We start from the raw sequence: 10484 nt of genomic DNA, 5'->3' as shown, positions 1-10484 counted from the left end.
GATGGCCGCATGGATTGCCCCTACAACGGGCAGGCGCCCCTGCCCCCGATGTCCCCGTCGACGCGGCCCGAAACCGGCCCGTGACGCAACTGGCCGGAGCGTCAGCCCCGGCCCCTTTATTCCCATGCGCGCGGTGACACGCCTCCCCACCGCCAGCATCGGGGGCGCGGCAAGCCCGCCACTCACGCATACGCACCGCGCCCCCGCCCAAATCAACAAGAGACCGCCATGCCGCCATCGCCACGCCTCCCCTTCGACCAAATGCCCGCGCCCCAGCAGGCCGGCATCCTGTGCAATGATCCGAGGTTTCAGCGGTTCGCGGCCATGCGCTGCGGACTGCCAGATCAGCAATTCGGCGAAACCGCCGCCGCCGCCTTTCTGCGCAGCTGCTGCAGGATCACCAGCCGCAGTGCGCTGGCCACGGACCCAGCCGCCGCCCAGGCATTTGAGGCCCTGAAAACCAGCTTTGACGGCTGGACCGGCAAACAGGCGATGCCGCGCGGAAGGAGCCGGTAATGCAGCCTGCAAAAAATCCCAACCCCTGTGTAGCGGCCCCCACTACACAGGGCCAAAGCAAGAACCACCGCCAATGCCCTGTAAACACAGAACCATTCGGCCTTCGCGCCCTGTGGCTGCACTTCGCAAATCATCTGGAATTGAAGCGCCTCGCCAAGCTGCACGTCCGCATCGAGCTGAAGAAGGCAAACCTGGCCGACCTGATCGCCGAGCGCCAGGCCATCATGAACCGCTGCATCCGCCGGATGCGCCGCGCCAAGGGCAAGAATTGATGAAGCTGGGATCTGGCAACGGGACGCAACTGCAACCTGAACCGCCACCAAAAAAGACCAAAAAGACGACCGCACATGAATGCCCGGCTCATCTCGCCTCTGATGGAAATGGAGATGGCAGAATGATCACCGAGACAGGCTAGGAGGAAAAGATGGGACACCAGACACAACCAATCGCAGTGAGAGACACGACTGCTGCAAAGATGCTGGACCTGCCCGCCACCGAGTTTCACAAGCTGGTGAACGCAGGCGCGCTGCCTAAACCCTGCAACCTTGGACATCATGTCCGCTGGCGCGTTTCAGACATTCAGGCAATCCTGGATGGCCACGCCGCCCGCCCAAGCGAGGACTTTGAACTGTGAAACCCCCACGTCCCCGTATCACCAAGGACAAGCTGAAGTGGCGATACCGCCCAGAAAGGGGGGTATGGGAACCGATATTCCGAATCCGATGGACGGAAAACGGGGTACGTCGCGAGAAAAACATCTCGCTAGACTGGCAGGGTGACGCCGAGCGCCTGGACAAGCTGTATTGGGAATGCCGCTCGGGTCGCAGTGAAGCGCAGCTGCGCCCTCACAAGCATACTTGGCGCGCCTGCATCGAAGCTTGGCGCTCTGACCACATCGTGCAGCAAGGTTTAGCCGCGTCCACGAAGGCCAGTTATCGCCGCGACATGGACCGGATCATGGAGAAGAACGGAAATAAAGACATGGCTGCGACGACGCGCCCCGCACTGAAGGCCGCACTCGCCAAGATGGCGAACCAACCGCGCAAAGCCAGCAAGTATGCCCAGACCGTTAGCATCCTATGGAACTACGCTGAGACCGAGCTGGACTGGCCGCTTGGACCGAACCCGGCAAAGAAGCTAGCCGCCTACAAACCAGTTCGTGAATTCGAGCCTTGGCCCGCCTGGCTGGTAGATTCCCTGCCCACCGCACCGGATAGCGTGCAGATGGCCGCGCATTTGATCCTTGGCACCGGCCAGCGCCCGAATGCTGCTATCCGCATGAAGCACAGCCAATTTCACGGTGACACAATGACCGTGCTGGATGAGAAGGGCGACGAACTGTTTGATACGCACTGCCCGCCAAGACTGCGGCAGTTCATAGAAGCGCGGCCACCGAGCGGGGAATACCTCATCGCCAAGAACTTGCGCCAGCCAATTGGATACAGTGCGGTTGAAAAGGCCTTCCGGGCTTGGCGGCTCACACTCGGCGATAATGCGAAACAGTTCACTCTTCACGGGCTGCGCAAGCTGGCAATTGTCGAACTTGCAGAGGCCGGATGCTCAGACGCAGAGATTCAGGCCGTGACAAACCAAAGCTCCGAAATGGTGGCCTACTACCGGAAGCGCGCGAACCGCGTAAAACTATCCAAATCGGCGCAGGATCGGCGCAACTAGACTGTGAACGGAACAGGTACGAAACGAGAAAGGGGGGCATGCATGGGGGGCAACGCCCAGAAGAGGAAAAGCCGCCGGTTTTGTTACCGGCGGCTTTCTCAAGCAAAAACAATGCTTTGCGATGGTACCCAAGGCCGGACTCGAACCGGCACGCTGTCACCAGCGGGGGATTTTGAATCCCCTGCGTCTACCATTCCGCCACTTGGGCATGGAGCTTTTCCTACCGTCGCTTTTCCGTAAGGTCCAGAGGCAAAATTGCGCAGAGCTGCGGAAATGTTCCGAATTTCCGTCTGGTCATAAACTGTTGAGTTGACGCCTCGTCGATCACATGCCACGTCGGCCAAGACGTTTTCCCCAAGGATATTTAGTCAACGATGTTACGCCCCCTTTATGATCGCACCATGGCGCTGGCCGATCACCGCCATGCGTTGTGGTGGCTGGCCGCCATCGCTTTTGTCGAAAGCTCCGTTTTTCCCATTCCGCCTGATGTTTTGATGATCCCCATGATCCTCGCCCGACCCTCCCGCGCCTGGCTGATCGCGCTGGTTGCCTTGGTGGCATCGGTCGCCGGTGGTCTGCTGGGCTATATGATTGGTGCGTTTTTCTACGACAGCATCGGTCAGCCCATCCTCGAAGCCATGGGCAAAGGCGACGCCATGGCGGAATTCAACGTCCGCTTCAATGACTTTGGGTTCTGGGCGGTGCTGATCGCCGGGGTCACGCCGTTCCCCTACAAAGTGATCACCATCATGTCGGGCTGGACCGGCATGCCTGTTCTCACCTTCCTTGCGACCTCGGTTCTGGCGCGGGCCTTGCGGTTTTTCCTTGTCGCAGCCCTGCTGTGGAAATTCGGCCCTCCGGTGCGCGACTTTATTGAAAAACGGCTCGGTCTGGTCTTTACCGTCTTCTGCATCCTGCTCTTTGGCGGCTTTCTGGTCCTGAGGTATCTATGACGTTCAGCCGGTTTCTCATTCTCATCGCCACGGCGGGTTCCGCTATGTTGCTTCTTGGGGCGTTTGGTTTCCAATATATCGGAGATCTCGCCCCCTGCAAAATGTGCATCTGGCAACGCTATCCGCATGGGGCGGCGATCGGGATTGGTGCCCTGGCACTGGTGATCTCTGGCGCTGGTCTGGCCTATGTCGGTGCCCTGGCGACACTCGTTACGGCGGCCATCGGGGGTTTTCACGCCGGGGTCGAGCAAGGCTGGTGGCAAGGGCCGACAACCTGCACCTCGGGTCCGGTCGGTGGGCTCAGCAGTGAAGAGCTGATGAACCAGATCATGTCCGCGCCGCTGGTGCGCTGTGACGAGATCCCCTGGCAGATGTTGGGACTGTCGATGGCCGGTTGGAACGCGGTCCTGTCGCTGTGCCTGTGTGGTCTCTGGATCGCTGCGGCGCGGTCCGCGCGCTGACGCCCACCTCAGGCGCGGCTGTCTTTTTTGGTGGCCAGCAGCAGGTTTGTCTCGCTGGTCACCACGCCGTCAAACATACGGATCTTGGCCAAGGCTTCGTCCAGGGTTTCCAGCGTTTCCGTACCCAGTTCGACGATCAGATCCCACCGCCCGTTGGTGGTGTGGATCGCCCGCACCTCGGGTAGCCCCTGCAACTGTCGGGTGATCCGGGCGGTGCCGCGTCCCTCGATACCGATCATCATCAGGCCACGGATCGGGTCCCGCAGCACGTCCTCCTTCAGCACGACCGTGAACCCCAGAACATCACCGCGCGCCTGCAACCGTTCGATCCGCGTGCGCACCGTTGTGCGCGACAGTTCCAGCTGCAGGGCCAGATCGGACAGCGACGCGCGAGCGTCATGGCGCAGCGCACTAATGAGGCGTTCGTCCGTTTTGTCCATCACAAGGCTCCGTTTTGAATTTTCTTTTCTCCTTATGCGCAATTTGACCTCTGTTTTCCACCTCAAATCGGAGAAATATCAGAGACAGACCCAACCGAGGGAGATCCATCATGTCCAATCATCATTGTATTCTGGTCGGCGCCCCCGTCGACAGCGGCAAACGGCGCGCTGGCTGTCTGATGGGGCCGGATGCCTATCGGACCGCGGGACTGGCTGCCGCATTGGAGAGCCTCGGCCATACGGTCGAGGACATCGGCAATGTCGCTCCGGCGGCTCACAGACCGGATGACGAGACGGGCAAACTCTACCAGCCGAACCTGACGCGGGCTTGGACCGAGAGCCTGTCCGAAGCAGCCGAAGCAGCTATGGCACAGGGGTTGCCGATCTTTATGGGCGGCGACCATGCGCTGGCGCTGGGAACAGTGCGCGGGGTGGCAAACCACGCCGCCACCGTGAACCGCCCGCAATTCGTGCTGTGGCTGGACGCCCATTCCGACTATCACTCGCTCGACAGTACCGACTCTGGCAACCTACATGGAACGCCGGTGCGCTACTTCACCAAGACGGCGACGTTTGACAGTTTCCCCCCGGTTCCCAATCCGGTCCCGCCCGAGAATGTCTGCATGATCGGCCTGCGTTCCGTCGACACCGCAGAGCGCGCGGCGATGGAAAAGGTCGGCATCCGGCGCCACGACATGCGCGAAATCGACGAAAACGGCATCGCCCGCCCGCTGACCACGTTCCTGGAGCATGTGGCCGCCCAGAACGGTATGCTGCATGTGTCGCTGGACGTGGATTTCCTCGACCCTTCGGTCGCGCCGGCCGTCGGCACCACGGTGCCGGGTGGTGCCACGGTGCGCGAGGCGCATCTGGTCTGCGAAATCCTGCATGACTCCGGTCTGATGACCTCGATGGATCTGGTGGAATTGAACCCGTTTCTGGATGATCGCGGACGCACAGCCCATCTGATGGTCGATCTGTGTGCCTCCTCGATGGGGCGGCGGGTCTTTGACCGGCCGACGCGCAGCTACAATTCCTGATGGCCGGGCAGAGCGCGCATTTCCTGCCGCTCGCCCTGTTTGAAATGCGTCTGATGGCGCCGCGCGGCACAAAAGCGCACGCGCCCCTCAGAGCCCCCAAAGGACACTCCGATGACCCAACCCTCTGACAAGGCCCTTGTCCCTTTTGTAAGCGTCGACAACATGATGCGGCTGATACATCATGTCGGCATTGAACCGATGCTGCGCGATCTTGCCGACTATATCGAGGCGGATTTCAAACGCTGGGAGCTGTTCGACAAGACACCGCGCGTCGCCAGCCATTCCGATGTGGGCGTGATCGAATTGATGCCCACTTCCGACGGCGAGGCCTATGGGTTCAAATACGTCAACGGCCATCCGAAAAACACATCGGAAGGCCTGCAGACCGTGACCGCCTTTGGCCTGCTGGCGGATGTCTACACCGGTTACCCGGTCCTGCTGACCGAGATGACGATCCTGACCGCTCTGCGCACGGCGGCGACCTCCGCCATGGTTGCAAAACACCTGGCCCCCAAAGACGCGCGAACCATGGCGATGATCGGCAATGGCGCCCAGTCGGAGTTTCAGACCCTCGCAATGAAAGCCATCTGTGGCATTGAAGCGGTTCGACTGTTCGATATTGATCGTGCCGCGTCGGAGAAATGCGCCCGCAACCTCGCCGGGCTTGGGGTTGATGTCACCCTTTGCCAGACGCCGGAACAGGCCATCGAGGGCGCACAGATCCTGACCACCTGCACCGCCGACAAACAATGTGCGACGATCCTGACCGACAACATGGTCGGCAGCGGCGTCCACATCAACGCGATTGGCGGCGATTGCCCCGGCAAGACGGAACTGGCCCCCGGCATTCTCAGCCGGTCAGACGTGTTTGTCGAATACCCGCCGCAAACACGCATCGAAGGCGAGATCCAGCAGATGCCCGAAGATTTCCCTGTCACCGAACTGTGGGAAGTGATCCTGGGCCGCAAGCCGGGCCGCACCAGCGCCCGTCAGATCACCCTGTTCGACAGCGTCGGCTTTGCGATCGAGGATTTCTCGGCCCTGCGCTACATGCGCGACCGGATCAAGGGAACGACGTTCTTTGAGGATCTCGATATGCTGGCGGACCCGGACGATCCGCGCGATCTGTTTGGGATGTTGTTGCGCGCACAGCCCTGATCTGTCGCCTGCCACCGTCACTGCCCTAACCCAAAAGCGCGCCTTTTGTGGCGCGCTTTGTCATCAGGCGTTTGGGGGGGGGCGGTTCAGGCCTCGAGCTCGCTATCCCAGTAGAGGTAGTCCATCCAGCTGTCATGCAGATAGCCGGGCGGGAATTTCCGCCCCACATTGCGCAGCTCTTCGGCCCCTGGACGGCGCGGCGGTTTGCGCAGCGACATGCCGGCGCGATGCAGCGATTTGGAGCCCTTTTTCAGGTTACACTTGGAACAGGCGGCCACAACATTTTCCCAGCTTGTCACCCCGCCGGCCGCGCGCGGCACAACATGGTCAAACGTCAAATCGCCGCGGGTGCCGCAATACTGGCAATGAAATTCGTCCCGCAAGAATAAATTAAAGCGCGTGAAGGCCACGCGCTTTTGAGGTTTTACATAGTCTTTCAACACGACCACCGAAGGTATTCGGATCTCGGTACTCGGGCTGCGCACAACCTCGTCATATTCCGCGACAATGGCGACCCGATCAAGCCAGGCAGCCTTGACCGCATCCTGCCAGGGCCACAGGGACAAGGGGTAATATGACAAGGGACGATAGTCCGCGTTCAACACCAGAGCCGGGTGTTGTTTCAATGCGCTTGGTTCGCGCACGAACTCAGTCCTAAAGTCGCCGTCCATCTGCATTTACCTCGTTCTGCTTGCCGAAACCTGGCACCAGAGCGGGGGCTGGGCCCCTGCGTTCACTTGAACTATATATCGTGGCCGGGACCTGACAAGCCCCCATGACACACCAGATATCGTGTGAAATAAGATGATTCCGTTACATATGCATGACAGTTATCCACAGCCCAAAGATTGGGCAACTTGCGTGAAATGCACCGCCAACGCCTGCCAAACGCCGCTTGCGCCAGAACACCGACGGACATAAGACCAAGACATGACCCGACTATTGCGTTTTAACAAGCCCTTTGATGTGCTGCCTCAGTTCACAGATCGCGGCGCTGACGGCAGCGCGCGCCCCACTTTGAGCCGCTACATTGATTGTCCGGGCGTCTATCCTGCCGGGCGGCTGGACCGCGACAGCGAGGGGCTGATGCTGCTGACCGACGATGGCCGCCTGCAAGCCTGGATCAGCGATCCCAAACACAAGCTGGAGAAAACCTATTGGGTGCAGGTCGAGGGCATCCCCACCGAGGATGACCTGAACACCCTGTGCCAAGGTGTTGAACTCAAAGACGGAATGACGCGGCCGGCTCTGGCCCGCCAGATCCCGGAGCCGGCCGCCCTCTGGGCGCGGACGCCGCCGATCCGCGACCGCAAATCGGTGCCGACAAGCTGGATCGAGCTGCGCATCACCGAAGGCAAGAACCGGCAGGTGCGGCGGATGACGGCCGCAATCGGCTTTCCAACACTGCGGCTGATCCGCAGTGCGATCGGCGCCTGGAGCCTGGACGGGCTTCCGCCTGGTCGGTGGGAACCGCTGGAGCCGCCACGTATCCCCGGCCCGCCCAAACCCTCGCAGAAACCGCCGCGGCGCAAACCCGCGCCGCAGCCCACGCAGGCCCGAACAGGCACGGCAAAGCCCGCCCCCCGGAAACCACGAAAACCCAGATCTAAATCAAAGCCTTAGGGTCAAAGGCTCAACTTGTCGCGCATGAAGGCGAGCGCCACGCTCAACCCATCGGGGGCGATCCCATGGGCGGTGCCCTGCATCACATGGGCAAAGACGTCCTGGAACCCGGCGTCCTGAAGCGCCTGCGCCGCTTCGGGCAGCGATTGCGGCGGCACCACATCGTCCTGATCGCCATGCACCAGCAGGATCGGCATCTTGCTGACGACCTCATCCTGCAGGGTTTCGGGCGACAGCAAGCGCCCCGAGAAGGCGACGATACCCGCAACCGGATCTTCGCGCCGGGGGGCGACATGCAGACTCATCATCGTGCCCTGTGAAAAGCCGAACAGGACCACCTGCTCCGGCAGCAGATCCTCGTCCACCATCAGCGCATCGAGAAAGGCATTGAGGTCGTCGACGGCCGACATCATGCCACGCATCGATTCCTCCTCGGAGGAGCCGTCGATCCAGGGGATCGGGAACCACTGAAAGCCAAACGGCGCCCCGGCGCAGGCCTCTGGCGCGTCGGGGGCGACAAACAGCGTGTCCGGCAGATGCTCCGCCAGCGGATCCGCCAGACCAAGAAGATCGGCCCCGTTGGCGCCGTAGCCATGCAGGAATACCACTGCGGATCGGGTCTCGCCCGAGAGCGCCTCTTTGCGTTCGGCGTTCAAAACTCGTGTCATCGGATGCCTTCCCTGTTCTTTTCCACATGGTAATAGGCCCACAAGAGCCGCGCCGCAACAGATCGCCACGGTGACCAGTTCAGCGACATGTCGCGCAGTGCCTTTTCCTTCGGACGATCTGGCAGGTCAAACAGCATCCGCGCTGCCTCCTGCAGGGCCAGATCCCCCGGCGCGAACACATCCGCCCGCCCGAGTGAGAACATCGCGTAAATCTCGGCCGTCCAGACCCCGATACCGGAAACCTGCGTCAGCTCCCCAACGACATCCGCCGTAGGAGCGCCCCGCAAGGAGTTGAAATCAATACGTGCCTCAGCCAGGGCGCGGGCATAGCGGATTTTCTGACGGCTCAGTCCTACTGCGCGCAGATCGTCGTCACTGGCCTGCTGGATGTTGCGCGGTGCGGTCAGTTTTGCCTCTTGCAGACGGGTCCAGATCGCATTGGCGGAGGCGACGCTGACCTGCTGGCTGACAATCGCGCTGAGAAGCTGGGCAAAGCCATCCGGTTTCAGCCGCAGCGGCAAGGGGCCGGTCACCCGCAGCGCGGCTGCAAATCTGGCATCCTGAGCGGCCAGCCAGGCGGCGCCCTCTGCCACGCAGGCGGGTGTTTCGATGATGCGGTCCTCTGTCATTTTGGCCATCCGCTCAAAATTGTATCGGTGCATTGCAGGCTGCTTGTTCCTGCGTCAGTTCAGGTTTACGCAAACGCCATGACAATGACCATTCCCAGCCCCGACGACCAAGTTGCCAAGCGCAATGTTTTGATTCTCGTGCTCGCGCAAGCCCTGTTGGGCGCGCAGATGCCGATGATCTTTATCGTCGGCGGCCTGGCCGGTCAGTCGCTGGCCAGCAATCCCTGTCTGGCGACCCTGCCGATTTCGCTGATCGTCGCCGGCTCCATGGTCTCGGCAACGCCGATTTCCGCCATCATGCAGCGGTTCGGCCGTCGCACCGGTTTTGCAATTGGCGCTCTTGGTGGCGCGCTTGGCGGGCTGGTGGGCGGCTACGGGCTTTATCTTGGGTCTTTTCCGGTGTTTCTGATCGGCAGTTTCATGACCGGCATCTATATGAGCGCGCAGGGTTTTTATCGCTTTGCCGCGGCCGATACCGCCTCTGACACGTTCCGTCCCAAGGCGATTTCCTATGTGATGGCGGGCGGGTTGCTGTCGGCGATTGTCGGCCCGCAGCTGGTCAAGGCCACCAGCGATGCCTTTGTGATCCCGTTCCTGGGCACATATCTTACGGTGATCGCGGTCAATGTCATCGGCGTCGGGCTGTTTGCCTTTCTGCGCATCCCCCGACCCGCCGCCCCGCAGGCGGACGCGCCCCAGGGACGGAGCCGTCTGGAGCTGCTCAAGACCCCGCGGATCGCGGTTGCGGTGATCTGCGCCATGGTCTCTTACGCCTTGATGAACCTGGTGATGACCTCGACCCCGCTGGCGGTGGTTGGTTGCGGGTTCACCCAGAACAATGCCGCCGATGTGGTGACCAGCCATGTTCTGGCGATGTATGTGCCGTCGTTTTTCACCGGCCATCTGATCGCCCGCTTTGGCGTCGAAAAGATCGTCGGCGCCGGGCTGGTGATCCTGTGCGGAGCCGGCGCTGTGGCGTTGCAGGGCGTTGACCTTGGGAACTTTTTCTTCGCGTTGATCCTGCTGGGCATTGGCTGGAACTTTGGCTTTATTGGTGCGACCACCATGCTGGCCGGCGCCCATGAAAGCTGGGAGCGGGGCCGCATGCAGGGGTTGAACGACCTGCTGGTCTTTGGCGGCGTGACCCTGGCCTCGCTGTCGTCTGGCGGATTGATGAATTGCTCGGGCGGCACCCCGGTCGAAGGCTGGATCGCCGTCAACATGGCGATGGCCCCCTTCCTGGTTTTGGCCGGTGGGGCGCTGATCTGGCTGGCGCTGCGGCCCCGCGGCCAGACCGCGTGACGTCTTGCGCAACTGCCGGG

General features: G+C 61.4%; 14 protein-coding genes and 1 tRNA gene. 10 read left to right on the top strand and 5 right to left on the bottom strand.

The window, feature by feature from the left end; translation table 11 throughout:
• The first annotated feature begins 228 nt into the window (after positions 1-228).
• The 4 genes from TRIHO_RS21405 to TRIHO_RS21395 all read left to right on the top strand — a co-directional run bounded on the left by TRIHO_RS21405 (position 229) and on the right by TRIHO_RS21395 (position 2190).
• The gene (locus TRIHO_RS21405) at positions 229-516 is read left to right on the top strand and encodes a hypothetical protein (RefSeq protein WP_068248604.1); all 288 of its coding nucleotides are present in this window, start codon (positions 229-231) and stop codon (positions 514-516) included.
• Positions 516-788, top strand: coding sequence for a hypothetical protein (locus tag TRIHO_RS21400; RefSeq protein WP_068248602.1), 273 nt, complete (start codon positions 516-518; stop codon positions 786-788). Before TRIHO_RS21405 ends, TRIHO_RS21400 begins: the two co-directional genes overlap by 1 nt.
• A gap of 152 nt (positions 789-940) precedes the next feature.
• Positions 941-1150 carry a helix-turn-helix transcriptional regulator gene (locus TRIHO_RS23455; RefSeq protein ID WP_082705267.1) on the top strand — a complete coding sequence of 70 codons (210 nt, stop codon included), beginning with the start codon at positions 941-943 and terminating at the stop codon, positions 1148-1150.
• A complete protein-coding gene (locus tag TRIHO_RS21395; protein WP_068248600.1) occupies positions 1147-2190 on the top strand; it encodes a tyrosine-type recombinase/integrase in 1044 nt (347 codons plus the stop codon). The genes TRIHO_RS23455 and TRIHO_RS21395 overlap by 4 nt, the downstream gene beginning before the upstream one ends.
• Before the next feature lie 122 nt (positions 2191-2312).
• Here TRIHO_RS21395 and TRIHO_RS21390 read toward each other — a convergent pair.
• Positions 2313-2398: transfer RNA gene (locus TRIHO_RS21390), tRNA-Leu, on the bottom strand.
• A 166-nt stretch (positions 2399-2564) separates the two neighbouring features.
• Between TRIHO_RS21390 and TRIHO_RS21385 the strand changes: the two genes are divergently transcribed.
• Together TRIHO_RS21385 and TRIHO_RS21380 are read left to right on the top strand one after the other, a co-directional pair.
• Positions 2565-3143: a YqaA family protein gene (locus tag TRIHO_RS21385; RefSeq protein WP_068248598.1), complete on the top strand. Its 579-nt coding sequence runs from the start codon at positions 2565-2567 to the stop codon at positions 3141-3143.
• Positions 3140-3604, top strand: coding sequence for a disulfide bond formation protein B (locus TRIHO_RS21380; RefSeq protein WP_068248596.1), 465 nt, complete (start codon positions 3140-3142; stop codon positions 3602-3604). The genes TRIHO_RS21385 and TRIHO_RS21380 overlap by 4 nt, the downstream gene beginning before the upstream one ends.
• 8 nt (positions 3605-3612) lie before the next feature.
• Here the strand turns inward: TRIHO_RS21380 and TRIHO_RS21375 are convergent, their stop codons facing one another.
• Entirely contained in the window at positions 3613-4044 is a 432-nt protein-coding gene (locus TRIHO_RS21375; protein WP_068248594.1) for an Lrp/AsnC family transcriptional regulator, read from the bottom strand.
• A 110-nt stretch (positions 4045-4154) separates the two neighbouring features.
• On the opposite strand from TRIHO_RS21375, the gene rocF reads away from it, so the two are divergent.
• Positions 4155-5084 (top strand): arginase, encoded by a 930-nt coding sequence (gene rocF, locus TRIHO_RS21370; protein ID WP_068248593.1) that lies wholly within the window; start codon positions 4155-4157, stop codon positions 5082-5084.
• A gap of 111 nt (positions 5085-5195) precedes the next feature.
• Positions 5196-6242 carry an ornithine cyclodeaminase gene (locus tag TRIHO_RS21365; RefSeq protein ID WP_068248591.1) on the top strand — a complete coding sequence of 349 codons (1047 nt, stop codon included), beginning with the start codon at positions 5196-5198 and terminating at the stop codon, positions 6240-6242.
• Between the two features lie 86 nt (positions 6243-6328).
• Here the strand turns inward: TRIHO_RS21365 and TRIHO_RS21360 are convergent, their stop codons facing one another.
• Positions 6329-6913 (bottom strand): HNH endonuclease, encoded by a 585-nt coding sequence (locus TRIHO_RS21360; RefSeq protein WP_068248616.1) that lies wholly within the window; start codon positions 6911-6913, stop codon positions 6329-6331.
• Between the two features lie 259 nt (positions 6914-7172).
• Between TRIHO_RS21360 and TRIHO_RS21355 the strand changes: the two genes are divergently transcribed.
• Positions 7173-7865 carry a pseudouridine synthase gene (locus TRIHO_RS21355; protein ID WP_068248589.1) on the top strand — a complete coding sequence of 231 codons (693 nt, stop codon included), beginning with the start codon at positions 7173-7175 and terminating at the stop codon, positions 7863-7865.
• Between the two features lie 2 nt (positions 7866-7867).
• On the opposite strand, the gene TRIHO_RS21350 is transcribed toward TRIHO_RS21355, so the two are convergent.
• Positions 7868-8533 (bottom strand): alpha/beta hydrolase, encoded by a 666-nt coding sequence (locus TRIHO_RS21350; protein WP_068248587.1) that lies wholly within the window; start codon positions 8531-8533, stop codon positions 7868-7870.
• Positions 8530-9162 (bottom strand): DNA-3-methyladenine glycosylase family protein, encoded by a 633-nt coding sequence (locus TRIHO_RS21345; RefSeq protein WP_068248614.1) that lies wholly within the window; start codon positions 9160-9162, stop codon positions 8530-8532. Before TRIHO_RS21345 ends, TRIHO_RS21350 begins: the two co-directional genes overlap by 4 nt.
• A 78-nt stretch (positions 9163-9240) precedes the next feature.
• Between TRIHO_RS21345 and TRIHO_RS21340 the strand changes: the two genes are divergently transcribed.
• Entirely contained in the window at positions 9241-10464 is a 1224-nt protein-coding gene (locus TRIHO_RS21340) for an MFS transporter (RefSeq protein WP_068248586.1), read from the top strand.
• Positions 10465-10484: the final 20 nt, after the last annotated feature.

The organism is Tritonibacter horizontis, assembly GCF_001518015.1.
GTDB classification, from domain to species: Bacteria; Pseudomonadota; Alphaproteobacteria; order Rhodobacterales; family Rhodobacteraceae; genus Epibacterium; species Epibacterium horizontis.
This window is presented reverse-complemented; position numbering and strand designations above follow the sequence as displayed.